The 25,145-nt window shown below is 71.0% G+C and carries 19 protein-coding genes; 6 read left to right on the top strand and 13 right to left on the bottom strand.

Annotated elements, in window-relative coordinates; all coding sequences use genetic code 11:
• The first annotated feature begins 15 nt into the window (after positions 1 to 15).
• Positions 16 to 939, top strand: a complete 924-nt coding sequence (locus LXM88_RS12150; RefSeq protein WP_262542526.1) for a LysR family transcriptional regulator — start codon at positions 16 to 18, stop codon at positions 937 to 939.
• A gap of 22 nt (positions 940 to 961) precedes the next feature.
• Here LXM88_RS12150 and LXM88_RS12145 read toward each other — a convergent pair whose 3' ends face one another.
• Positions 962 to 1,648, bottom strand: coding sequence for a hydrolase (locus tag LXM88_RS12145; protein WP_262542525.1), 687 nt, complete (start codon positions 1,646 to 1,648; stop codon positions 962 to 964).
• A gap of 283 nt (positions 1,649 to 1,931) precedes the next feature.
• On the opposite strand from LXM88_RS12145, the gene LXM88_RS12140 reads away from it, so the two are divergent.
• From LXM88_RS12140 to LXM88_RS12125, 4 genes are read left to right on the top strand one after another with little or no spacing between them, the layout of a single operon-like run.
• A complete protein-coding gene (locus tag LXM88_RS12140; protein WP_262542524.1) occupies positions 1,932 to 2,192 on the top strand; it encodes a XapX domain-containing protein in 261 nt (86 codons plus the stop codon).
• 10 nt (positions 2,193 to 2,202) lie between these two features.
• Positions 2,203 to 3,783 carry a cation:proton antiporter gene (locus tag LXM88_RS12135; RefSeq protein WP_262542523.1) on the top strand — a complete coding sequence of 527 codons (1,581 nt, stop codon included), beginning with the start codon at positions 2,203 to 2,205 and terminating at the stop codon, positions 3,781 to 3,783.
• A 47-nt stretch (positions 3,784 to 3,830) separates the two neighbouring features.
• A complete protein-coding gene (locus LXM88_RS12130; RefSeq protein WP_262542522.1) occupies positions 3,831 to 4,223 on the top strand; it encodes an OsmC family protein in 393 nt (130 codons plus the stop codon).
• 25 nt (positions 4,224 to 4,248) lie between these two features.
• The gene (locus tag LXM88_RS12125; RefSeq protein WP_262542521.1) at positions 4,249 to 5,142 is read left to right on the top strand and encodes a pirin family protein; all 894 of its coding nucleotides are present in this window, start codon (positions 4,249 to 4,251) and stop codon (positions 5,140 to 5,142) included.
• 58 nt (positions 5,143 to 5,200) lie between these two features.
• Here the strand turns inward: LXM88_RS12125 and LXM88_RS12120 are convergent, their stop codons facing one another.
• The 9 genes from LXM88_RS12120 to bcsB are packed head-to-tail and all read right to left on the bottom strand — an operon-like array spanning position 5,201 to position 19,925.
• On the bottom strand, positions 5,201 to 5,398 hold the full coding sequence (locus LXM88_RS12120; protein ID WP_114176748.1) for a hypothetical protein: 198 nt from the start codon (positions 5,396 to 5,398) through the stop codon (positions 5,201 to 5,203).
• Positions 5,380 to 6,945 (bottom strand): cellulose biosynthesis protein BcsG, encoded by a 1,566-nt coding sequence (gene bcsG / locus LXM88_RS12115; RefSeq protein WP_262542520.1) that lies wholly within the window; start codon positions 6,943 to 6,945, stop codon positions 5,380 to 5,382. The genes LXM88_RS12120 and bcsG overlap by 19 nt, the downstream gene beginning before the upstream one ends.
• Before the next feature lie 27 nt (positions 6,946 to 6,972).
• Complete coding sequence (gene bcsA, locus LXM88_RS12110) at positions 6,973 to 9,510, bottom strand: UDP-forming cellulose synthase catalytic subunit (RefSeq protein ID WP_262542519.1); 2,538 nt, start codon at positions 9,508 to 9,510, stop codon at positions 6,973 to 6,975.
• Positions 9,507 to 10,286, bottom strand: coding sequence for a cellulose biosynthesis protein BcsQ (gene bcsQ / locus LXM88_RS12105; RefSeq protein ID WP_262542518.1), 780 nt, complete (start codon positions 10,284 to 10,286; stop codon positions 9,507 to 9,509). Before bcsQ ends, bcsA begins: the two co-directional genes overlap by 4 nt.
• Positions 10,283 to 10,492, bottom strand: coding sequence for a hypothetical protein (locus tag LXM88_RS12100; protein WP_262542517.1), 210 nt, complete (start codon positions 10,490 to 10,492; stop codon positions 10,283 to 10,285). Before LXM88_RS12100 ends, bcsQ begins: the two co-directional genes overlap by 4 nt.
• A complete protein-coding gene (bcsE, locus tag LXM88_RS12095) occupies positions 10,489 to 12,456 on the bottom strand; it encodes a cellulose biosynthesis protein BcsE (protein ID WP_262542516.1) in 1,968 nt (655 codons plus the stop codon). The genes LXM88_RS12100 and bcsE overlap by 4 nt, the downstream gene beginning before the upstream one ends.
• 9 nt (positions 12,457 to 12,465) lie before the next feature.
• Positions 12,466 to 16,380, bottom strand: coding sequence for a cellulose synthase subunit BcsC-related outer membrane protein (locus tag LXM88_RS12090; protein ID WP_262542515.1), 3,915 nt, complete (start codon positions 16,378 to 16,380; stop codon positions 12,466 to 12,468).
• Positions 16,365 to 17,594: a cellulose synthase complex periplasmic endoglucanase BcsZ gene (gene bcsZ / locus LXM88_RS12085; RefSeq protein ID WP_262542514.1), complete on the bottom strand. Its 1,230-nt coding sequence runs from the start codon at positions 17,592 to 17,594 to the stop codon at positions 16,365 to 16,367. Before bcsZ ends, LXM88_RS12090 begins: the two co-directional genes overlap by 16 nt.
• A gap of 3 nt (positions 17,595 to 17,597) precedes the next feature.
• On the bottom strand, positions 17,598 to 19,925 hold the full coding sequence (gene bcsB, locus LXM88_RS12080) for a cellulose biosynthesis cyclic di-GMP-binding regulatory protein BcsB (protein ID WP_262542513.1): 2,328 nt from the start codon (positions 19,923 to 19,925) through the stop codon (positions 17,598 to 17,600).
• Between the two features lie 480 nt (positions 19,926 to 20,405).
• Here bcsB and LXM88_RS12075 point away from each other — a divergent pair, with 480 nt between their 5' ends.
• Positions 20,406 to 21,428, top strand: a complete 1,023-nt coding sequence (locus LXM88_RS12075) for a sensor domain-containing diguanylate cyclase (RefSeq protein ID WP_262542512.1) — start codon at positions 20,406 to 20,408, stop codon at positions 21,426 to 21,428.
• Positions 21,429 to 21,497: 69 nt separating this feature from the next.
• Here the strand turns inward: LXM88_RS12075 and LXM88_RS12070 are convergent, their stop codons facing one another.
• From LXM88_RS12070 to LXM88_RS12060, 3 genes are read right to left on the bottom strand one after another with little or no spacing between them, the layout of a single operon-like run.
• Positions 21,498 to 21,950, bottom strand: coding sequence for a hypothetical protein (locus LXM88_RS12070; RefSeq protein WP_262542511.1), 453 nt, complete (start codon positions 21,948 to 21,950; stop codon positions 21,498 to 21,500).
• Positions 21,950 to 23,356 (bottom strand): phosphatase PAP2/dual specificity phosphatase family protein, encoded by a 1,407-nt coding sequence (locus LXM88_RS12065; RefSeq protein WP_262542510.1) that lies wholly within the window; start codon positions 23,354 to 23,356, stop codon positions 21,950 to 21,952. Before LXM88_RS12065 ends, LXM88_RS12070 begins: the two co-directional genes overlap by 1 nt.
• Positions 23,353 to 25,122, bottom strand: coding sequence for a bifunctional alpha/beta hydrolase/class I SAM-dependent methyltransferase (locus LXM88_RS12060; RefSeq protein WP_262542509.1), 1,770 nt, complete (start codon positions 25,120 to 25,122; stop codon positions 23,353 to 23,355). Before LXM88_RS12060 ends, LXM88_RS12065 begins: the two co-directional genes overlap by 4 nt.
• Positions 25,123 to 25,145: the final 23 nt, after the last annotated feature.

Below are 25,145 nucleotides of genomic sequence, written 5' to 3'. Positions count from 1 at the left end.
CCACGCTTTCCAGCCATGCAACATCTTCCCGATCTCGAAGCCTGGGCCATCTTCGCGCGTGTCGCGGAGACCGGTTCGTTCGCCAAGGCCGCCGACCTGCTCGGTATAACGCAACCGACCGTGTCGAAAGCGATCGCGCGCCTCGAAAAACGCCTGGGCTCGATGCTGCTGTACCGCACGTCACGCAAGCTGTCGCTCACGCCGACCGGCGAACTGCTGCGCGATCGCGCGATCCGGCTGCTCGCCGACGCCGAGCTGATCGAAGGCGAGGCGTCCGCGCATGCGCTCGAACCGCACGGCCTGCTGCGCGTGAACGCGCCGATGTCCTACGGCCTGTGCAATCTCGCGCCGCTGTTGCCCGCGTTTCTCGAGCGCTATCCGCGCGTCGACGTCGATCTCGTGCTCACCGACAACTTCGTCGATATCGTGTCCGGCGGCTTCGACGTCGCGATCCGGATCGCCGAACTGAACGATTCGTCGCTGCGTGCGCGCCGCCTGTGCGCGGTGCGCCGGCCGCTCGTCGCGTCGCCCGCGTATCTCGACCGGCGCGGCCGGCCGACCCATCCGAGCGAACTCGACCAGCACGCGTGCCTGACCTACACGAACATACCGACACCCGAATACTGGCGCTTTCGCCACACGACGTCGGGTGAGGAATTCGGCGTGCCCGTGCGCGGGCGCATCCGCGCCAACAATGCCGACGTCCTCTGTCCCGCGCTGATTGCCGGCCACGGCCTCGCGTTGCAGCCGGCGTTCCTGGTGTGGAATGAGTTGCAAAGCGGCGCGCTCGAGGAAGTGATGCATGACTGGAAGATTCCCGATATCAACGTCAACCTCGTCACGCCGCCCGGCATGCTGCGTGCGGCGCGTGTGACGGCGTTGCTCGACTTTCTCGTCGAGCACCTGACACACGCGCCGTGGGCACTGCCGCCCGTCTGAACGGGCGGTCGCATACGGCCTGTTACTTCGCCGGCACGGCCGGGATCGACTCGTGCGGCGTCGCAGTGCGCTGCGCTGCCTTGTGGACCATCGTGTACGCGTAGTCGACGCCCATTCCGTACGCGCCCGAGTGCTCCTTCGCGATCGCCATCACGGCGTTGTAGGTGTCGCGGCGTGCCCAGTCGCGTTGCCACTCGAGCGCGACCTGCTGCCATGTAACGGGCACGACGCCGGCCTGGATCATGCGCTGCATCGCGAAGTCGTGCGCGTCCTTCGACGTGCCGCCCGATGCATCGGCCACCATGTAGATCTCGTAGTCGCCTTCGAGCATCGCGCACAGCGCGAACGTCGTATTGCAGACTTCGGTCCACAGGCCCGACACGATCACCTTCTTGCGACCGTTCGCGGCAAGCGCGTCACGCACCTTCTGGTCGTCCCACGAGTTCATCGACGTGCGTTCGAGCGTCTTCTGGTTCGGAAACACGTCGAGCAGTTCGGGATACGTGTAACCCGAGAAGCTTTCGGATTCCACCGTCGTGATCGTGGTCGGAATGTTGAATGCCTTCGCGGCCTTCGCGAGCCCGACAACGTTGTTCTTCAGCGCCTGACGATCGATCGACTGCACACCGAACGCCATCTGCGGCTGCTGGTCGATGAAGATCAACTGGCTGTTCAGGGGGGTGAGGACTTCAAGCTTGGGGTTGCTCATGGCGCGAATCATCCTTTGGACAGGAAACGTTTAAGGCTTGCCTCGATCGGAAAGTACGAGGAGCCGACTGTGCGTTGCCCCGGATTTGCGTCTTCCGGTTGCAGCCATTTAATCGGAAAAGTCGCAGCTCGAACATCCAAGAAACGGAATCGATCGAATTCCGAAAGCAGGGTCTGTTCAAGGGCTATCCGCCCTTTTGTTCCGCACGTAAACCCGATACGCTTCCAGCACATTGAAGGCGCGCCCTTCGCCCTCGATCAGCCTATCACGAGAGGTTTTCATCATGAAACCGTATTTTCAGTCGCTGCTCGCCGGCATCCTCGCCGGCGTCATCTACGGCGCGCTCGGCGTGAATTCGCCGGCGCCGCCGATCATCGCGCTCACCGGCCTGCTCGGCATGCTGGCCGGCGAACAGATCCTGCCGGTCGCGCGCCGGATGTTCGCGGGCCACCGGCTGAATGCGGCATGGCGCGACGCGCAGTGCAGCCAGCACATGTTCGGCGCGCTGCCGGGCGGCGCCGCGAACGACCGCAAGCCGTCGTGAAGCAACGCTGATGACCAACGTCGAGCTGTTTCACTACCTGCTGCTGTTGATCTGCGGTGCGGGCGCGCTGACGTGGCTCGCCGAACGGATCTCGATTCCGCCGGCCGTCGTGCTGTTGCTCGGCGGCTGCGTGGTCGCGATCGCCGGCAAGCGCGTGCCCGACATGGACCCGGCGCTGCTGCTCGCGGCCGTGCTGCCGCCGCTGCTGATGTCGAGCGGGTTCTACACCGCGTGGAAGGAATTCCGCCAGGAGCTTGCGTCGATCGCATCGCTCGCGCTCGGTGCGGTGGTGTTCACGACCGTCGCGGTCGCGGTGGCCGTGCATGCGGCGAACCCGGCGTTGCCATGGGCCGCATGCTTCACGCTCGGCGCGATCGTGTCGCCGCCCGACGCGGTCGCCGCGAAGGCGATCCTGCAGCGCTACCCGCTGCCCGCGCGGCTCGTCGCGGTGCTCGAAGGCGAAAGCCTCGTCAACGATGCATCAGGCCTGCTGCTGTACCAGATGGCCGTGTCGGCCGCGCTCGCCGTGTCGATCACGGCCGCGAGCGCCACCGGCCTGTTCTTCTCGCTCACGCTGATCGGCATCGCGGTCGGCCTCGCATGCGGCCATGCGATGTGCTGGGTGCTGCCGCGCCTGCGCGACCCGATGCTCGGCATCGTCGTGACCTTCGCGATGGCGTGGGGCAGCTACGGGGTCGCGGAAGCCGTCGACGGGTCGGGCGTGCTGTCGGTCGTGACCTGCGGCCTCGTGCTCGGCGTGCGCCAGCATCGCGTGTTCGATGCCGACATGCGGATCAAGGCGAAGGCGACATGGGAAGCGATCGTGTTCGTGCTCGATGCGCTCGTGTTCATCCTGATCGGTCTCGCGCTGCATGCGATCCTCGCGCGCGTGAACCACGAAGGCGCGGTGCTGATGGCCGGCCTGCGCGTCGCGCTGCCCGCCACCGCCGCCGCGATCGGTGCGCGCGTCGTGTGGGTGTTCGTCGCGATGTGGCTGCCGGGCCGCCTGCGCGCGCCGCGCGCGGGCCACGCGCCGTGGTCCTGGCGCGAGGCCGTCGTGCTCGGCTGGTCGGGCATGCGCGGCGTCGTGAGCCTCGCGGCCGCGATCGCGCTGCCGAGCAACTTTCCCGGCCGCGACCTGATCCTGTTCAGCACGTTCCTGTTGATCATCGCGACGCTCGTCGTGCAGGGCGGCACGCTCGCGCCGCTGATCCGCGTGCTGAAGCTGCGGCCTGCCGCACGGCACACGATGTCCGAGCACGCGGTGCGCGCGCATACGTTCGGCGCGGCGCTCGCCGAACTCGACGCGCTCGAGCAGCGCGGGTCGACCCTCGAACGCCCTTCGCTCGACCGCCTGCTCGCCGAATACCGGAACCGCGTCATGTTCAACGAACGTGCGCATCGGCACGGCGCCGAACCGGCCGACATGCGCGCGCGGATGCTGCGCGTCGAGCTCGAACTCGTCGGCGTGTCGCGCCAGGCACTGCTCGACCTGCATCGTGACGGCAAGGTCGACGACACGGTGCTGCACCGGATCGAATCGGAGCTCGATTTCGAGGAACTGCGGCTGCAGCGGCTGCTCGAACCGTAACGTCCGGCCACGCCGCCGGCCTTCCCCCTTTCCCTTATGGAACTGCAATGAGCGAACTGTCCGTCGAAGCGAGCATCGGCTCGGTCGATTACCTCGTCCACTTCAGCGACGGCGTCCACCAGTGGCGCGCCGACGAACCGGCGTCGCTCGGCGGCGGCGATGCGGCACCGACGCCCGTCGCGCTGCTGCTGTCGAGCCTCGGCGCGTGCACCGCGATCACGCTGAAGATGTATGCGCAACGCAAGGGCTGGCCGCTCGCCGAAGTGCACGTGAAGCTCGCGCACGAATCGGGCAGCGCGGGCAGCACGATCGTGCGCCGCATCACGCTCGACGGCGACCTGTCCGGCGAACAGCGCGAGCGCCTGCTGCAGATCGCGAACGCATGCCCGGTCCACAAGATCCTCACGCATCCGATCACGATCGACACGGCGATCGCCTGACCGCCTACCCCACGAGATTCCCACCATGTCCGCATCGATCAAGACCCTGCTCACGCCGCGCGAAAGCGACATCGGCAACCTCGTCGTGCGGCGCGTGCTGCCCGCTCGCGCCGCGCGCCTCGTCGGCCCGTTCATCTTCTTCGACGAGATGGGCCCGGCCGTGCTGCCGGCCGGCCGCGGCATCGACGTGCTGCCGCATCCGCACATCGGGCTCGCGACCGTCACCTACCTGTTCGACGGTTCGCTGATGCATCACGACAGCCTCGGCTTCCGGCAGAAGATCGTGCCGGGCGACGTGAACTGGATGACGGCCGGCCGCGGCATCGTGCATTCGGAGCGCTCGCCCGACGAGGACCGCCCGCACGAGCAGCCGGTCCACGGGATCCAGACCTGGGTCGCGCTGCCGGTCGAGCACGAGGACACCGCGCCCGCGTTCGTCCATCATCCTGCCGACACGCTGCCGTCGTTCACGCGCGACGGCGCGAGCGTGCGCGTAATCGCGGGCACCGCGTTCGGGCTCGCGTCGCCGGTCGCCGTGTTCTCGCCGACGCTCTACGCGTACGCCGAATTCGCGTCGGGCGGGCAGCTCGCGCTCGATGCGGAACACGACGAACGTGGCGTGTATCTCGTCGACGGCGACCTCACCATCGACGGCACGCCGCTCGCCCCCGCGACGATGGCCGTGCTCGAACCGGGCGCGACCGTCGCGCTCGCCAGCGCGAACGGCGCGCGCGTGATGCTGCTCGGCGGCGCGCACCTGCCGGGCGAGCGTTTCATCGAATGGAATTTCGTGTCGAGCGAGCGCGCGAAGATCGACGCGGCGCGCGCGGCGTGGGCCGCGCAGACCTTCGGCAAGGTGCCGGGCGAAGAAGACACATGGACGCGCCAGCCGGAACGCAAGGTGCGGCCTGCGGAATAAGCGGATTCGCACGCAAGCAGGCGAACGACGGCCGGCACGCATGCCGGCCGTCTTTCGTTTATCTCTTCAATCCCATCAGTTTCGCGAGCGTCGGCCAGCGATCGAGCGACTCGATGAACGCGCGGCGCGCCTGCTCGTCGACATAACGTTCGGGATCGAGCGCGGGCAGGTGCCGCGCGAGGCCGAGCACGTCGTTCGGCTGCGACAGGCGATCGTCATCGCCATCGCCGGGAAGGATTACTGTTCGTCGATCCATACGCCGTCCGGAGTTTTCACCGCGTAACCCGCGGCCGTCTGCATCGTCACCGTGCCCTCGTTCTCGCCGACCATCCGCGTGCGCGGCAGGTCCGCCGCATATTGCGAGAGCGTCGCGCCCGGCTTGAACGGGCTGTTCGACACGAGATTCGACAGCAGCTGCGCGAGCGCGAGGAAGCTGGCCGGCTGCTCGACCACGGTCGTCGCGCCGTGGTTGCCGGTAAAGCCGACGAGCCGCACGCCGACCGGCCCGTGCACGATGCGCGGCGTCGGGATCTCGCGCAGCCCCGCGACCTGGTTCTTGTCGCCGCGCAGCGCGGCGCCGTGCTCGGGCACGAACACGATCACCGCGCGGCGGCCCGATTGCGCGATCAGGTCGGCGAGCCGGTCGAAATCGCTCATCAGCTTCGTCACGCGCTGCGGATACGAGTCGATGCTCGTCAGCGCACTGCCGACCACGCGGTTGCCGTCGTGCAGGCTGATCGTGTTGTAGTACAGCGCGACGGGCCCCTGCACCGACGCGCGCTGCGCATACCAGTTCGCGAGCGTGCCGTAGTCCTCCTTGATCGCGGAGCCGTCGAACGCATGCATCGCGACCGGCGCGGCGGCGTTCGAGACCATCGGTGCACCGGCCGCGCCGATGTTGTCGTGAATCACCTGCAGGAAGTTGTCGAAGTGGCCGTCGTGGTTCAGCAGCGACTGCACCGTATAGCCGGCACCCGCGAGCTGCGCGAACAACTGGCACTGCTGCGGCGCGGGCTTGTACAGGTCCTCGTGCGCCTCCTGTCCGCAGCTCGCGCGCAGCACGCGGATCGCCGCCGGGCCGCTGTAGCTCGCGGCGGTGCTGAAGTTCGTGAACAGGTAGTCGAAGTGGCTCAGCATCGGGTGGTTGCGCACCTTCGCGGCATCGAGGTCGTCCCACGACAGCGAGCAGACGTGCAGCACGATCACGTCGAACTGCGCGGCCGGATCGTTGCCGGGATGGCCGAACGCGACCTGCCGCTGCGACTCCTGCGCGCGGAACGTCGCGAGCGCGGCGTTGTGGTCCTCGGGCCGGTCGGCGCGCCCCATCGTCGTGGTGCCCGGCGCGTCCGCCTGCTGCGCGGCCGGCGCGACCACGCGCGCCATCAGGCCGCTGCCCGCTTGCCACAGCGGCATCACGATCAGCGCGGCCAGCACGAACGTCGCGACGCGCAGCCAGCGGTTGACGATGAAATAGACGATCAGCGCGCCGACCACCGTCAGCACCAGCATGGGCGGCAGCAGGCGCGGCAGCAATTCCATCCAGTAGTCGAGACGGAACGTGCTCACCTCGCGCGCGGCTTCGACGAGACGTGCAAGCGGCGGCGCATGCATCTCGCGTGCGAGCAGCGGCACCGCGATCGCGATCGCCGCGACCTGCCGGACGATGCGCCACGCACGCCGCCGGAGCGGCGCGCTCGCCGCGAGCGCCACCGCGAACGCGAGGTTCGCGAGCCACAGCGGCTGCAGGTGCCCGGTCGCGAACAGCGCGAACTTCAGGATGAAATACAGATTCCAGAACGTCATCTAACCCACTCCATGATGAGCGCCGCGTCAGTCGCGCGCCCGATCGAGTTTCGGCGCCAGCATGGCCTGCAAGCCGCGCGCCGCACCCTTCCACATCCGTACGTAACCGTTCACGCCGATGCGAAGCACTTCCTTCAGCCCGCCGAGCGGCGTGTCGACGCGCGTGCCTTCGTGCCAGTCGAGCCACGCATCCGCGCGGCCGAACGTGCACTGCACGAGCTGGCGCTCCTGTTCGAGCGTCAGCGCCTCGAAGCTCAAGCCGACGTGGGTCGGCGTCACGCGGGTCACGCGCACCGGGAACGGGAACGGCCGGTCGCCGCGCGTCACGCACACCGTCAGCGTGTCGCCGACGGCGAGCGGCAGCCCCGGCACGGCTTCGAGGCCGAGGCCGCCGGTCGAATAGTCGCTCGTGAAGCACGCAGCGGTCGTTCCGTCGGCGAGCAGCAGCGTGGCCGGCACGCGCATCGCGATCCGGTGCGTGACGCGCACCTGCTTGGTCTCGCGCGCGACGGCCAGCGCCGCGCCGAGCATCGCGAGGTTGTACACGGTCCAGCCGAGCGTGATCAGGATCGTCGACGCCTCGTCGCCCTGGTCGGCGACCAGCCGCCACAGTCCGGCCGCGATCGCGAGCACGTTCAGCGCGAACAGCACGAGATACGGTTTCGACGTCGACCAGTCGACGTAGCCTTCGTCGATCTTGCCGCCCTTGTCGGTCACGTTGAACTTGCCGTGCTTCGGGCTGAAGAACGCAACGGTGGTCGGCAGCGCGATGTACCACGCGAGCACCGATTCGTAGACCTCGGCCCAGAACGAATGGCGGTAGCGCCCCTGCATCCGCGAGTTCGCGACGTTCGCGAGCACGAGATACGGGATCACGTAGCTCGCGAGCGCGAGCGCCGACGCGTTGATGAAGTACAGGTGGAAGAACAGGTACGCGAGCGGAATCGTCAGGAACACCAGCCGCGGAATCCCGTAGAAGAAGTGCAGCATCGCGTTGCCGTAGCAGATCCGCTGGATGAAGCCGAGCCCGCGCCCGAGGAACGGGTTGTCGATGCGGAAGATCTGCGCCATCCCGCGCGCCCAGCGCGTGCGCTGCTTCACGTGGCCCGCGAGGCTTTCGGTCGCGAGGCCGGCCGCCTGCACGGTCGGCAGATACGCCGACGTATAGCCGCGCCGGTGCAGCTTGAGCGCCGTATGCGCATCCTCGGTCACGGTTTCCACCGCGACGCCGCCGACCTCTTCCAGCGCGCTGCGCTTGAGCACCGCGCACGATCCGCAGAAGAACGTCGCGTTCCACAGGTCGTTGCCCGACTGCACGAGCCCGTAGAACAGGTTGCCCTCGTTCGGGATCTCGCGGAACGTGCCGAGGTTCCGCTCGAACGGATCGGGCGAGAAGAAATGGTGCGGCGTCTGCACGAGCGCGCACTTCGGGTCGCGCAGGAACACGCCCATCGTCGTCTGCAGGAACGAGCGCGTCGGCACGTGATCGCAGTCGAAGATCGCGATGTATTCGCCGTGCGTCTTCGGCAGCGCGCGGTTGATGTTGCCGGCCTTCGCGTGGAGGTTGTCGTCGCGCGTCAGGTAGTCGATGCCGGCCTCGGCCGCGAACGCCGCGAATTCGGGGCGCCGGCCGTCGTCGAGCAGGTAGACGCGCAGCTTCGCCGTCGGCCAGTCGATGCTCTGCGCGGCGAATACCGTCGGCTTCACGACCGACAGCGGCTCGTTGTAGGTCGGGATGTAGAGGTCGACGGTCGGCCAGGTGTCGGGATCGTCGGGCAGCGGCACGATCGGCCGGTCGAGCGGCCACGCGGTCTGCACGAAGCCGAGCAGCAGGATCATCCACGTATAGGCTTCGGCGCCGTACAGCAGGTAGCCGGCGATCGCTTCGACCGGGCCGCGGAAGTCGAGCGTCTGCGTCGTGCGCCACCACACGTAGCGCACCGCCGACAGCAGCGCGAGCGACGCGAGCGCCAGCGTCGGCAGGTGGCCCGGCAGGCGGCGCAACGCGAGCGCCAGCACCGCGACGATCGCGAAGAACGCGAACTGCGCGCCGGGCATCAGCGGCGACATCCCGGCCGCGGCCCACAGCAGCGCGCCGGCCACGAGCAGCAGCGGCGCGAGCCAGCGGCGCCGGCCGACGCCGTTCGCGCGCGCATCGAGCCAGCCGCCCCAGCGCGCCCACGGCAGGCGTTCGAGCAACGCGTCGATGCGCCGGCCGACCGCACGCCCGGCCACATAGACGGGCACGACGTACGTGTCGAACCACGCGAGCGGATCGCGCGCGGGCCGGCCGTCGGCCGCGCGCGGCGCGCGCACGATCGAGCGCCACAGCCATTCGCGCGGGCTGAGCGGCTGCAACACGCCCCACTCGTGCGCGAGCCGCAGGAACGCGGCGCGCGCCTGGCGGCGCACGTGATCGGGCCGGCTGGGCGGCGGCGCATGGAAGAACAGCCGCACGAGCCAGTCGAGCAGCGTGCGCTCCGCCGGCAGCCCGATGCCGCGCGCGAACCAGTCGGCCGCACGGCGGCCGAGCGCGCGCAGCCGCGCCGCGACGGCGGCCTTCATCGCGCCGCTCCGGTGCGACCGGCAGCAGCCGCCGCGAGCCACGCATCGACCCAGTTCGCGATGCCGTTCAGGTCGTGCGACGCCTGCGAATACGGCGCGTCGTCGAAGATCCAGCTACCGCGCGCGAGCGCTTCGGGCACGGCAGCGTCGACGTGGACGCGCTGCTCGAGCATCGACGCCGGCCCCGCGACAGCGCGCAGCATCGCGATCGCGTCGCGCTGCATGTCACGTGCCGGATTCAGCCGGTTCACGACGATCTGCAGTTCGCCGCCGCCGGCGCGCAGCGCGCCGAGCCGCGCGGCCACCGTCGCGCACGCGGTCGGTTCGGGCGGCACGACGACGAGCGTCAAGTCCGCGCGGCGCATCGCCTGCTCGGCCTGCGGCGACGGATAGCGCGCGGTGTCGACCAGCACGACGCCGTCGGCCGGCAGCGCGATCTCGTCGAGCGCGCGCGACAGCCATGCCGGGTCGGCCGTGAGCCGCGCATCGCACGCGGCCGCGCCGGCCGCGTCGACCTGCCCGTACGGCACGAACAGCACGCCGTCGGCGTTGCGCCACGTATGCGCATGCCACGGCTCGGCGCCGCCGAGCACGGTCTGCGCAAGGCCGTGTTCGGCCAGCGTGTCGAGGCCGAGCGTCGCGCCCATCAGGTTCTGCGCATCGAATTCGACGGCGACGACCGGCCGGCCGCGGCGCGCGAGCAGCACCGCGAGCGCGGCGGCGAGCGTCGTGCGGCCCGCGCCGCCCGTCGTCGACGTGATGGCGATCGTCTTCATCGGGCCGCCTCGTCGCTGCGCTCGGCATCGGGCAGCAAGCGCCCGCGCAGCGCGACCGGCACGAGTTCGCACGGCACCGCGTCGCGCCGGTCGAGCCCGCGCGGTGCATGAAAGCCGCGGCCGATGCCGAGGTGTTGCGCGACGATCCAGACGGGCACCGCGATCACGATGCCGACGACGAAACCGATGACGAGTTCGGCAATCATGCGTCCTCCGGCTTGCGCAGCGGCATCGCGCTGCGGGTGGCGCCGCGCGTTCGGGCGGCGGGAATGACGGGATGCGGGGCCGGTGCGTCGGCGGCCAGGTGCGCGAGCGCCGGCATCGCACCGATCGCCTCGAGCGAGACGATTGCATCGATCGCATCGACCGCATCGCTCACCTCGCTCGCGTCAGGCAACGCCGCGCCGACATCGGCGCGCGCAGCCGAGGTGCGCTCGGCACCGGCCGGCTGCGTGGCCGCGAACAGGTCGCTGTAGTCGGCGATCGGCGCGCGCCGGTTCTCGGCCTTCAGCGCGTCGAGCTCCGTGTCGATGCTGCCGTGCCCGAGACACACGACGCGGTCGGACAGCGTGTCGACCGGCACGTCGAAGATCCGCGCCAGCGCGTCGTCGGCGTCGACCGGCTCGCACGCGAACAGGAACACGTACAGGTGCCCGGGGTCGGCCGTCACGACGTCGCCCGCGCGGCGCGGCCGGCAATGCCGCAGCGCGTCGACATGCGACACGCCCGGCAGCAGCGTGATCTTCGCGAGCGTGTGCGGCAGCGCGAGCACCGCGCCGCGATCGAGCACCGCGCGAGTCCGCAGGCAGAACGCACCGACCGGCAGATAGCCGAGCACCGAATCGCCGAGCGCGGCGGCCAACGCCGCGCGATAGTCGGCCGCGACGGGCCGCGCATAGAGCTGGCCGCGCAGCGCGTGCACGGCGGCCTGCATCCGCGACACCGGCAGGTCGCGCGCGACGACGCGGTTCGCGCCGACGCTCAGCAACAGCATTTCGAACTGCTGGCGCAGCACCTCGCCGCGCTCGACGACCGCGATCTTCAGCGCGCCGCCGCACTGCCGGCGCAGCGCGTGCACGTCCGCGCACAACGCTTCGAGCTGCGCGTGCGAGCGGAACACGAGCACCGCGGTCGCGGCCTGGGCCTGCGCGCAGACCGCGACGACGGCCGCGTTGTCGTCGACGATTTCCCAGTCGCCCGGCATGCGGTTCGCACCGTCGAGCACCGCGCGGCTGACGACGACGCGATCCTCGTCGGTCGCGAGCTTCATCCGGCGCGCCGGCTCGGTCGCGCCGCCATCGACGCTCGCCGACAGCCGGCCGCCCGGCGCAAAGCGCAGCGGCCGCACCTCGCCGGCCGCGAGCGTGTCGCCCGCGCGCCAGAAATCGACGATCCACAGCAGTTCGCCGTGGGTGCGCTGCATCTGCGCGACGCCCGAGCACACGCCGTGGAAACCGCTGCGCGGCGTGCGATCGGCATCGCGCACGAGCGGCGGATCGTCGGTGCGCGGATCGGTGCCCGCACGGGCCGCTTCGGGATCGAGCAGCAGCACGAGCGCGATCCGGTGCGTGCGGCACCAGTCGGCGAGTGCGTGCGCTTCTTCCGCGAGCGCGACCGGATCGTCCCAGCTGAACCAGCGCTGCGCGCCTTCGACGAAATACAGCGAACGCGCACGAAAACCGTAGCGCTTCATCGCACGCAAGCCGCCGGTCAGCCGCGCGAACGGGCCCGGCGCCGCGCGGCGCGGCGCGTCGCCGGTCGCGCCGGCGCCTTCTCCGTCGGCCGGTTCGGCCGCCGCCGGCATCGCCAGCACGCTCAGGTTGCGCGGCCAGCCGGCCGGCTGCGCGCCGCCCGCGAAGCCGCGCGCCTGCATCTGTTCGGCGACGCGTGCCGCATCGCGTGCGAGCACGACCGTGACGTTGCTCGTGCGCGCCTGCCGCGTGCTCTCCCATACGAGCGCGTCGCACGCCGGCGTGCCGCCGGCCGCGTAGATCGCGTACAGGCCGCCCGCTTCCAGTTGCGTCCAGGTGTCGGGCAGGCCGTCGATCGCGAGCCGGCTCAGCGTGCCGATGCGGCCGCCGGCCGGCCCCGTGCGCAACAGCGCACGCAGGCGGCCCAGCAGGCCGGCGGCGCCGAGCGCGGGACGGGTGGCATCGATTTCCGTATTCACGACGGTCCCCTAATAGTCCGAATAAAGCCGCACCGGCGTCGGCGTGACGAGCCAGCTGGGCTGCGCGCGCGCATCGAATGCATAGCGCAGGTACACGAGCGCCGAACTCGGCGCGTAATCGTGCGACCGGTCGACATGCAGTTGCGCACCGACGCTCAGGTGCGGGTTCACGCGGTACTCGACGATCCCGTTCACGCCGTACGAGAACGACACGCCGCGCGTCGAGCTGCCCGCGTACACGAACCCGGCCGCCACCTGCGCGGCCCGCTGGTCCGGGAACGTCGGGTAATACAGCGAATCCTTCTCGTAGCTGTTCGAGATCCCGCCCGTGACGGTCAGGTCCCACGACAGCGCATCGTACCGCCCCGCCCATTCGATCGGCACGCCGAGCGACAGATAGCGCTGCGGGCTGTAGTAACCGCCCTGCCCGTACGTGTAGTAGCGCAGGTTCTGCGCGTAGTGCCACGCATTGCCGACGAGCCCGGTGCTGACCTTCATCGTCGCGCGCTCGTACACGGGCACCGTGAAGCCGGTGCGCAGCGTGACTTCCGCGTTGCGTTCGACGTTGCGGCCGGACAGCACGCCCGCGCCGAGCTCCGCGAACAGGTTCGTGCGGCCGACGTCGACCGACGCGCGCAGGTTCACGCCGTCGCGGCGCACGCCGCCCCACACCGCGCCCGTCCACGGGTCGCGCATCCCCGCGTACGACAGTACGCTGCTGGTTTCCGGCCGGCGCGACGCGTTCACGGAGAAGCTCGCGGGGCCCGCGTCGAAACGGTAGCGCACGCCGCCGACCAGGTAGTGCACAGGGAAGCCGAGCGGCGACGTGCCGAGATCGAAGCGCCATGCATCGGACAGATAGCCGGCGCCGAGCGCGACGCCCGTGGTCGACTGGTGCAGCGAACCCGGCGGATTCGCGATCAGCGCGGCGGCCTGCTGATTCGACGGGAACGGGGGCGGCAGCCCGCTCTGTGCGTTGAGCGCCGCGTAGGTCCCGAACGTCTTCAGCGAAAAAGCGTTCGGGTCGCTCGTATCGAGCGTGCCCGGATCCAGATGCACGGTGTCGATCTGCGCGAACACATGCCCGTCGTAGCGGATCGGCATCTGCATGTAGATCGGCACCTGCTGCGCGCGATACGACGAAACGCCTTCGTCGCCCGACTTGTACGCCGGCGTCCAGCCGGTCTCGATCTCGGGGTCGCGCCGCTGCTCGAGATCCGCGAACGCGGCCTGCGCGGGCGTCAGGCCGTCGCGGCCCGGGCTCACGCCCGCCGTGCGTTCCTGCGACCGCGACAACCGGTACAACGACGCCGCGTCGTCATAGCGGCCCTGTGCTTCGGCCACGCGCCCGGCCGCGACCGTCACGTCGGCACGCGCCGGATACGCGGCCTGCAGCCGACCGGTCACCTGCGCGGCCTCGTCCGGGCGGTGCAGCGCGTTCAGCCGGCGCACGGCCGACAGTTGCGTGTCGACGTCGTCGTCCGGCGTGCGCGCGAGCACGGCCTGCACACGCGCGAGCGCGGCCGCGCGATTGCCGCTGTCCTCGTCGATTCGCGCAAGCGCGAGCTGCGTATCGGCATCGTCCGGCGTGCGTGCGACGACCGGCGCGAGCGCGTCGCGCGCCGCGTCGTAACGGCCCTGCGCACGTTCGAGATCGGCCAGTTCGAGCGCATGGCGCTTGTCGGCGCGGCCGGCCGGGCTCACGTGATCGAGCAGCGTGCGCGCCTGCGCGTAGTCCTGCCGTGCGATCGCATCGTCCGCCTGCCGCAGCACGACGCGCAGCGACTGGTCCTCGAGCCTCGCCGCCTGCGCGGGCGTCAGCGACGGTTCGCGGCGCAGCACGTCCAGCCACGCGGCGAGCGCATCGTCGCGGCCCGCGCTGCCGAGCAGGTCGCCATAGCGCAGCCGCACGTCCGCATCGGCTTCGCGCGGATGCGCGGCGATCCAGTCGCGCAACGGCGCGAGGCCGCGTTCGGGCTCGCCCGCATCGATCCACTGCGCGCCGATCGCGGCGAGCATGTCGGGATCGTCCGGCGCGCTCGCCTGCGCATGCGCGAGCGATGCCGCGAATGCCGCGCGGTCGCCGCGCCCGAGCGCGCCGCGCGCGTCGGCCAGTTCGCCTTCGGCGTCGAGCTTGCGTGCCAGCGCGCGCATCCCGTCCGAACGGTGTGCGTCGTCGACGGGTGCAAGCGCGGCCTGCGCACCCGCGACGTCGTCGAGCGAGTTGCGGTACAGCGCGGTCGCGTAACGCATCTCGGGCGTATCGCTTTGCGCGAGCCCGTCGTCCATCACCGTGCGGCCGAGCTGCGGCAGCCCCATGTCGCGGTACAGGCGTGCGAGCGCGAAGCGCGTCCACGGTGCATCGGGCGCCGCGCGCACGGCCTCTTCGTAGCGTTGCGCGGCGGGCCCGCGTTCGCCCTTGTCGGCAAACGCGCGCGCCTGGTTCGCGAGCAGGTCGGCGCGCAGGCCGTCGAGCGCGCGGCGATCGTCGCGGCCCGTCACGCGGCCTTGCAGCGCGTCGAGCAGCGGCCCGATGCGGTCCGCGCGGCCGGTGTTTTCATACAGCATCGCCGTGCCGCGCACGGCCGACGGGTTCGGTGAACGCGCGGCCAGCAATTCGCGCAGCAGCGGCTCAGCACGCGCCCAGTCGCGCTGCGCGAGCAACGCATCGGCAAGCTGCAGCTTCGCGTCCGGGCTGTTCGGCTGCATCGCGAGCGCCGCACGCGCTGCGCGCTCGGCATCCTGAGGACGCCCCGCGGCGGCGGCCGCGCGGCCCTGTGCGAGCAGCCCCCAGAACTGCGCGGTGCGCGCCAGACTCTGCCATTTGCCGCGCTGGTCGGTCGCGAGCGTCGCGGCCCGCGCGAACAGCGCGCGCGCTTCGTCGTGCCGGCCTTCGCGCAGGCGCAGCAGGCCGAGCCCGCCGACCGCGTCGGCGTCGTCGGCCCGCGCACGCGCGGCGCGCGCGAGCAACGGATCGGCGGCAGCAAGGTCGCCGCGCGCGAGCGCCTGCAGGCCACGCTGCTGCGCGACGTAGTCGGGATCGCGTTCGAGCCGGCGCTGCGCATCGCGTCGGCTGTCCAGTTCGGCAACGCGGCCGCGGAATTCGGTGTCGTCCGGCACGAGCGCAAGGTACGCATGCAGCGCATCGAGATACGCGGGATCGTTGCCGGCCGCCTGCAGCACACGCCGCCACAGCGACATCGCCTCCGTATGGTCGGCGTCGTCCCGCTTCGCGAGCGACCATGCGATCCGGTTCGCGTCCGCGCGCGTGTCCCCATGCTGGTTCAGCAGCCGCGCGAGCGCCATGGCCGCGCCGGTGTCCTGCGAATCGGCGGCGATCCTGCCGCGCAGCGCGGCGATCGCCGGCTCGCGCCCACCCGGCGCATTCGCGAGGATCTCGTAGTACTCGGCGCCGAGCGCCCCTGACGGCGCACCGTTCGGAAACAGCACGACGATCCGCCGGGCCGCCTCGTCGGCGCGGCCGCTGCGCGCGAGCAGCCGGATCTGCGCCATCTCGCCGCGCCCGCTCGTCGCGACGCGGTATTCGTCGGCCGCTCGCCGCGTCGCGGGTGCATTCGGCGACTGCGCCTGCAGGCGCGCGAGCGCGGCCTGCGCGCCTTGCGCGTCGCCGAGCCGCAGCAGCACGCGCACTTGCTCGGCAAGCAGTTCGGGATCGCCCGGCGCGATCAGCAGCCCCTTGCGCAGCGCATCGCGCGCGAGGTCGTCGCGATGCTTGACGCCCCACATCCGCGCGGTGTCGAGCTGGCGCTGCGCGTCGGCGGAACCGGAAGCGGACGCCGCCGGCGTGGCGGTTTTCGGCATCGCCGCGTCGGCGGCGGTGCCGGGCGCCGCCGCACATACCGACGACGCGAGCCACGCGAACCCCGCGACATGCGGCGCGGCGCGCTTCAGCGGGCGGCGCACGAACGGCCTCCCCAGCGGGCGTCGAGCGTGCCGTCCGCGCCGAACGTGTAGCGTCCGTCGCGCCAGCCGAGGCCGAACAGCGTCAGCACGCTCGTGTAATAGCCGGGCGCCGACTGGCGCGCGAGCGTGTCGACGCGGGCCGCCTGCGCATCGGCGAGCGAATGCTGGCCGCGCGCGTCGAGGAACGGCACGGCCGCCGCGGAGAACCCGCCGTTGCCGTCGTTCGGCCCCGCGACGCCCGTCGTCGCATCGACCTTCTCCGGCGGCGCGCCATGCGCGGCGATATGGTCGGCGAACGGCGCGAAACGCGCGAGCAGCGGCGCCGCGAGCGGATCGGCGCGGTCGAGCATGCCGGCCCACAGGTACACGCGGATCGCGTTGTACGCGCTCTCCGCATGCGTCTGCGGATCGGGCGCGAAGCCCGCGCCCGCGCGATACAGCGCCCAGTCGGGCGAAAAACCCTTCGGCGCCGTGTCGAGCAGCACGCGCCCGGTGCTGGATACCAGCGCGGCCCAGCGCCGGTCGTCGGGCAGGCGTGCGCCGAGCGCGCGGATCACCTGCGGCGGCGAATAGCTCGGGTTCACGCGCCACTGGCCGTTGGGCAGCTTGAACCCGGTCGGCCCCGGCAGCAGCGTGACGCCGAGGCCCGGCACGGTCGCCGTTTCCTCGTCGAGCACGCGTTTCGCGAGCAGCGCACCGCGCGCGGTGTAGCTGCGCTCGTGCCACAGCCGCCCGGCCTCGACGAGCGCGTACGCGATCCACAGATCGGCGTCCGACGCCGCGTTCGCGTCGAGCACGCGCCACGCGCCGTCGGGCGCACGGCCCCACAGCCACGCCGGCAAATGCGCGCTCAGGTCGCCCTGCGCGAGGTTGTTCTCGGTCCATGCGAGGATCGTGTCGAACATGCGCCGGTCGTTCGCGACCAGCGCGAAGAAAAGCCCATATGCCTGCCCCTCCGACACCGTGCGTGAATCGGCCGAGCCCACGTCGATCACGCGGCCGTCGGCCGAGATGAAATCGCGCTTGAACGCATCCCAGCGCGGCCACGCCGCGCTGCATCCGGCGGCGGCCGCATCGGTCGCGTTGGCGCCCGCGGCCTGCGCGCGCCCGGCCGTGCCGGTTGCCGCGCACGCCATCGCAACCGCCAGCGCGAGTGCCGCGCCGACACGCCGCGCCGGCCGCGTTGCCCGTCGCTTCGCCATAACCCGCGCCATCCGTTACATCCCCCGTCGACGCGCGGCGATTCTCTGCAGCACGCTGAACACGCCGAGCGCGAGCAGCAGCCCCGCGACGACGCCGACCGCGCCGAGCACGACCGGATGCCGCGCCGCATGCGTCCAGACGCGCGCATACCACGGCACGAAGCCGACCACGTAAGGCTCGCCGACGCGCAGGCTGTCGACCTGCCCCGGCCGCACCAGCGCGAGATCGCCCTGCAACTGCGACACCAGGCCGGCGTTCTCGAACACGTTCAGCAGATCGCCGAGCCGCGGCTGGTCGGTCGCCGTCAGCGCGACGACGCTGCGGCCGCGGCTGCCCGGCAGTTCGAACCCGGCGAGCGCCGCGAGCGGGCCCGTCTGTTCGATATGCGCGCCGCCGTCGGCCAGGCCGACGCCGTTGCGCCAGCGCTCCTTCACCGTGAACGCGACGTGCGTCGCGCCGTCGCCGCCCTGCTCGCCGATCGCGAGCGGCAGCGCCGAGCGCCAGTGCGCGAGCAGCGGCGACGCGGGCGAGCCGTCGATCACGAGCAGATCCTTGCTGCCCGACAGCGCGGCGACGTCGCCGGGCCGCGCGACCTGCACGCGCAGTGCCGGGAAGCCCGTCCACTGGCCCATGTGGCCGAGCATCGTCAGGTAGGCCTCGAGCTCGTGCGGCGACGGCCGGTCGGGTATCACGACGGCCGTCTGCGACAGGTCGGCGAAGCGCGTGAACGGGAAACCGCTGTTCGCGAAGAACGCGAGGTTCGGCAATTGCGCGTAATGGACGAAGTGCGAGAAGTCGATCGTCGAATCGGGATCGATCGCCGCGCGCTGCGGCTCGGCGGCCGCGCTCGAGCACAGGCCCGTCTTCTGCGAGTCGAGCGTGAAGCGGAACTGCAACTGGTTGCCGCTGCCGACCCGGAACGCCGGGATGTCGACATCGCTCGTCACGCGCCCTTCCGGCACCGACAGCAGCGGCAACTGCATGCGGCCGCGCGCATCCTCGGCATGGGCCGGCCCGAGCCGGTACGACTTCACGAGCTGGTCGTTGATCTCGACGGCGAGCGTCGAATTGTCCTGCACGGTCGGCGCCGTGTACCGATAGCGCAGCGTGATCGGCACGCCCGCGCCGTTCCATGAATGGAGATCGGCCGGCACGCGCAGGTTCAGGCGGATCGCGTCGGGCGTCGTGCCGCGCGCTTCCAGTTCGCGCGGATCGGCCACGAGTTCGCGGAACGTGATGGGCCGGTTCACCGGCAGCCAGCGCGGCGCGTCGTACGGCTTGCGCGGCGCGCCGAGATCGACGTGCGCGACCGTCGCCGCCGGCCCCGACAGCGCCGCGCGGCCGAGCACGAGCGTCGCGACCGCGTCGTCGACTTCGGCCGCGGTGCGGCCCGTGACGACGAGCAGCTTGCGCCCCGGCGCGGCCGGGTTGTCGGCGACCGCGAGCAGCGGACCGTGGACCGACGGCAGTGCGAGACCGGCCGGCAGCGTCGCGGCCGTGCCGACCACCACCGCCTGGTCGTCGGCCGGCAGCGCGGCCGACACCGGGAAGCGCGCATGCCGGTAGTCGGCCAGCGCGCCGAACCACGACGCGAGCACGCCCGCGCTGCGCAGCGTCGCCGAATCGGGCGACACCGGCAGCACGAACGGCAGCCGCACGCGGCCGTTGTCGCGCCGGTCGAAGAACGGCGCGGGCAGCAGCGCGAGATCGTTCGGCAGGCGGACCGGCGATTCGTCGAGGATCAGCTCGCTCGTCGGGCTGACGTCGGCCCACAGCGCCGAGTTCGCCGGATCCTCGCAATGGTCGAGCGTGTAGTGCGCGATCAGGCGCAGGCCGATCTGGTTGAAGTCCGAGAAGTAGCGCGGATCGATCGGGATGTCCTGCGTGACCGCGCGGCCCGCGCGCGCGGCGTCGAACGGGACGGTCGCGATCACCTCGCCGTTCACCGATACCTTCAGGTGCGACAGCGGGAACACCAACGACGGCGAATAGGCGTAGGTCAGGCGCAGCCGCGCGCCCGTGACCACGCGATCGAGCCGCACGCCCGCGTTGATCGTGCGCGCATCGTCGGCGCCGCGCAGGCGCAACGGATCGAACGCGCCGAGCGACGCGAACGGCAGGTGCACGGTCGTCGCCGGCAGCCCGGCGGACGGCGCACTGGCCGCCGTCGGCGCAGCCGCGAGCACCGGCGCCGACGCGTCGCCGGGCGACGCCGCATGACCGGCACCGGGCGCCGCAGCGGCCGCCGGCACCGCCGGCATCGGAGCGGCCGACAGCGCGGCCGCGTGGAAGGCGCCGACCATGGCAACCGACAGGACGAACAGCGACGCGGCCGGCTTCATGCACCGCTCCGTTTCGTCAGGGTCATCCGGTCATCCGTCGCGTCGAAACCGACGCACGCAAAGCAGCCATGCCCGTGAGTGAACATCCCCACTGCTTCCCCTCATATCGCTAACTGGCCTGATTCATTTATCGAAACGAAGCGGCCCATTCTTTAATCGGCTGTCGTCGTGTTGCGCGCGCGCCTGGCACCAGCACGCGCCCATTCGTCACACTATCTCAAAAACAGGACAAAACTTACCCGGATTCGCGACGATGAAGCGAAAAAAACCTCAATCCGGTCGGAAATGCTGCGCGAGAGGCACGAATGGTAAGAATTGCGCCGTTGTCGCCCACCGGGACGAACGGCATACTGCCGGCGCGGTGCGGGGCTGGCCGGCGGCGGTCCGTTGCAGACCACCCGGGACGCACTGCCGCGGGGCGGCGCGTATGCTACCGCAATCCCGCGACGCCGAACGTGCTTTCTTTCGTGGAAAACTGACTTGTATCAAATCGCCGACACCGCCACTCCGTCCCCCGATACCCTGCTGCGCATCATCGCCGCGCAGACCGAGATCGCGAAGGTCGGTCTCGACCTCGGCAGCGTGATGACCTATGTGACCGAACAAGTGCCGCGGCTCACCGGCGCGAGCGCCGCGGCGGTCGAATTCGCCGAAGGCGACGACATGGTGTACCGCGCCGCGTCGGGCACGGCCGCCGGGATGCTCGGCCTGCGGCTGCGGCGCTCGGGCAGCCTGTCGGGCCTGTGCGTGCAGCGCGGCGAGTTGCTGCACTGCACCGATTCGGAAACCGATCCGCGCGTCGATCGCGACGCGTGCCGCCGGGTCGGCCTGCGCTCGATGCTCGTGATGCCGCTCACGCATGCCGACACGACGGTCGGCGTGCTGAAGGTGATGTCGCCGGACGTCGACGGCTTCTCGCAGGCCGACGCCGGCACGCTGCGGCTGACGGCCGGGCTGATCGCCGCCGCGATGTTCCACGCGGCGCGCAACGAGGCGAACGAACTGTACCTGCGCGCGACGCACGACGCGCTCACGGGCCTGCCGAACCGCGCGCTGTTCTACGACCGCCTGCGGCAGTCGATGCATACGGCGCTGCGCGCGAACGGCCGGCTCGGCATCCTCAACATCGACATGGACGGGCTGAAGCCGATCAACGACGGTTTCGGCCATCGTGCGGGCGACGCCGCGCTGCGCGAGATCGCCACGCGGATGCAGGGCGCGGTGCGGCGCTCGGATACGGTCGCGCGCGTCGGCGGCGACGAATTCGCGGTGATCCTGCCGAACCTCGGCAACCGCGACGATGCCCATGCGCAAAGCGCGAGGCTCGCGCGGCAGGTCGGCGAACCGTTCGAATTCGAGGGACGCGCGCTGCGGCTCGGCGTCAGCGTCGGGCTCGCGATGCTGCCCGACGACGGCACCGACATGAACGCGCTGATCGAGCATGCGGACCAGGCGATGTACGAAGCCAAGCGGACGCGATCGCAGCGTGCGGCGCGCGCTTAGCGCGCGCCTGAAGGAAGTCGTCTCGGAGAGCGGGCACAAAGGCCTGCCCGTGATTGACACGAACCGGCGCTAGCCGATCTGCGGCACCGCGATCGCGACGCCGACCACGAGCCACTGCACGATCGCGACCAGCACGCTGGCGCGGCACAGCCCGACCGCGCCGCGCACGCGCACGTCGAGCGCGCGGCCGGCCTTCGCGGCATCGATCCAGCCGAGATCGGCAAGCGCACGGTCGAGCGCCGCGAGCCCGTCGTCGAGCGACCCGTCGCCCGCCGCCGCCCGCGCCAGCGCGGCGAACAGCCGGCGGTCGATCTCGATGCGCACCGCGTACCACAGCGCCGCGATCCCCGACCCCGTGCTGACGACCGCCAGCAGCACGCGCGCGATCGTCGCCGGCGCCCAGCCCGATGCAATCCACCAGCCCGCGCCGGCCGCGGCCAGCGCGGCCGCGATCGCCCATGCGCCCGCATCGAGCGCGCCGCGCGCGGCGGCAATCCGGAACGGCGCGGACGGATCGTGCATCACACGCCTCCCGCGCTGCGGCGTCGATCGATCCAGTGCTGCAGCACGGCCACGCCGTCGTCCGACCACACTGCGTGCGGCCGCACCGCGCGCACCGCGGCAAGCGCGTCGCGTGCATCGGCGAGCCCGCGCCGCGCGGCGAGCCACGCAGCCGCGCACAACACGCTGCGTCCGTAGCCGAGCGCGCAGCAGACCAGCACGTCACGCCCTTCGCCGTGCAGGCGTTCGAGCGCCGCGACGGCCTGCGCGAGCTGCGCGGCCGTCGGCGCGACGAGGTCGAGCTGCGGCACGGCCGCATACGCTAGCGACGCATCGGCCGCCGCCCAGCGCGGCATCTCGGCGGTCAGGTCGACCAGCGCCGTGAAACCGTGGCGCCGCACGTCGCGCGTTGTCGGCGTACGGCCGATCGACACGCGTTCGTCGATCCGCACCGGCGCCGGCTGCCGGAACGTCCACAGCCGCGAATTGACGAACGCGCCGGCGATCGTCGGCGCGAGCAGCCAGCGGATGACGACAGGGAAACGCCCGTGCGCATCCTTCTGGAAGGCACCGGGTGCGCCGCGCCGGTAGCTCCACGCGACACACGCGAGCGCCAGCGCAACCCACCCCGCTGCCAGCGCCCAGCCCGGCGCGCGCGGCACGCACCAGAGCGCCACGAGCGCGACCAGCGCCGCGCCGAGCGCATAACGACGCGCGAGCGCGCGGCCAGCCGCGCCCGGCGCCGCATCGGCGCCCGGCAGCCGTCCCGCGGCATCACGCAGCGGAAACAGGAACAACGCGAGACAGCCGACGGCCGCGCCGGTCGGCACGTCGATCGCGTGATGCTGGTAGGTCGTCAGCACCGACACGCCGATCGCCGCAAACCACAGATGCAGCACGACGCGCGCGAGCGTGCCGCGCAGGTGCTTCGCATAGACGGCCCACAACACGACGAGCAAGCCGATATGCAGCGACGGCGCCTGGTTGAACGGCTTGTCGAACCCCATCAGCAACGTGAACAGCGCGCCGGCCACGCCGCCCGCGTCGGGCCGCTCGAAACCGAAGCGCAGCGGCCATGCGATGAAACACGCGACCGACACCAGTTGCACGGTGAGCAAGCGCTTCACGTGATCGAGCAGATCGTCGCGGCGCGTCCAGAAGAAGAACGACAGCGCATACAGAAGATCGATCGACCAGTACGGCACGATCGTCCACGGCACGAACGGGATCGCGTGCTCCCAGCCGAACGCGAACGTCGGCACCGCCGCGCGGCGCGCGGCGAGCCAGTTCGCGAAGCCGTACGTCGAGAAGAACACGGCGCCCATCGCCGCGAGCCAGCCGAAGCGCAGCGCGAACGACGCGTCGCGCGCGTCGGCCGCCGACGCCTGCGCCGCAAGGCCGCGCGCGTCGCCGCCGAATTCGCTCATGACGCGTCGACCCGCTGCGCGAGGCTGACCGTGAAGATGCCCATCTCGTCGATCCGCTGGTCGAGCTTGCGGAAGCCCGCGCGCGCGACGAGTTCGTCCATCTCGGCCTGCGAGCGGCGGCGCATCACCCAGGTCGCCTCGCCGCGGTGATTGTTCAGCGCACGCGCGATGAATTCGAGCTGCGGATGCCACGGCTGCCCCGTATAGACGAGATAGCCGCCCGGCGGCACGGCCTGCGCGAGCCCGCGCAGCGAGCGTTCGATCAGCGCGTTCTCGCCGAACAGTTCATAGAGACCCGACACGATCGCGAGCGTCGGGCGCGGCTCGAGCGTCGCGAGCGACGTCTCGTCGAACGCGTCGCCGCGCTCGAAGCGCGCGATCGGCTCGAGCCCGCGCTGTGCGATCAGCACGCGCCCGGCCTCGACGTTCGGCGGGCTGTAGTCGCGCAGCGTGATGTCGTCGGGCGCCGCGCCGTCGCGCTCGGCGGCCGTCGCGATCGCGTCGAGCACGTAGCGCCCGTGACCGGCCGCGATGTCGACGATCCGCACCGGCGTGCCGTGGCCGCGCAGGCGGCCGATCGCCGCGCCGATCAGTTCCTGCAGATGCACCTTGCGCTGGCGGATGCCGATCCAGCCCGGCGAATCGAGATACGTGCGGTCGATCAGCGCGCCGACGCCGAGCCGGCCCTGCGCGCGGTTGCGGTACACGTAATCGAGCGTCGAGCCCGAATCGAAGCCGAGCCGCAGCCCGAGCGCGATGCCGTCCGACAGCGCGCCGCCCGCTTTCAGGCCGGCGCGCGTGAGCGCCCAGTACGCCCGCGCGAACACGTTCGCGGGCGGACGGCCGAGCGCCGCGTATTCGTCGTGGAACGCGCCGCGCCGATCGGCGTCGGCGAGCGACACGCGCGGGCTCGGCGCATCGAATTCGCGCAGCACGAATGCGCGCAGCGGCGCGAGCGCCTGTGCACGGTCGCGCTCGCCGAGCGTGTCGTGATAGAAACCCGGCAGCACGATGCGCTCCTTGCGCGCGGAGCCGAGCCGTTCGAAGAAGCGGTCCTGCGGGCCGCGATGCACGACCCAGTCGGCGCCCGAGATCAGCAGCTGCGTCGGCACGGTAATCGCGGCCGCATCGGCGACGATCCGCTGCGCGGTGTCGTGCAGGTCGAGCAGCATGTTGACCGCGATCGGCCGCGTGATCAGCGGATCGGACGCATAGCTCGCGATCCGCTCGGGATCGTGCGTGAGGAATTTCGGCTTCACGTAGCTGTTCACGTAGAACAGCCCGCGCAGCTTGTGCATCAGCCGCAGCCCCGGCCGCGCGAACGGTACGTAGAGCTTGATATGGAACGCCGGCGACGCGACGACGAGGCAGCGGATCGGCGGCGCGTAGTCGTGCGCCCAGGCCGCCGCGAGCACGGCGCCGACGCTCTGGCCGACCACGGCCATGTCCTCGATCGCGATGCCGTGCGTGTCGCGGATATGCTCGACGAAGGTCTGCAGGTCGCGCACCGATGCGGCCGCGCTCGGACTGTAGCCGCGCGCGCCGGGCGAACGGCCGTGGCCGCGCGCATCCCATGCGAAAAACGCGAAATCCGGCAGGTCGAGCTCGTCGACGAGGTGCGCGACGCGCGCCGAATGCTCGTGGCCGCGATGCAGCAGCACGATGGCGCCGCGGCAGCGCGGGCCCGTCGCGGGCCAGTGACGATAGAACAGCGTTTCGCCGTCGTGCGTGATGAAGTCGGCCTCACGGGCCGTGCGTGTGCTCATGCGATCTCTCTCGTTTCGTTATT

Origin of the sequence: Burkholderia sp. S-53, from assembly GCF_025560745.1 — a bacterium.
Taxonomy (GTDB): Bacteria; Pseudomonadota; Gammaproteobacteria; order Burkholderiales; family Burkholderiaceae; genus Burkholderia; species Burkholderia pyrrocinia.
This window is presented reverse-complemented; position numbering and strand designations above follow the sequence as displayed.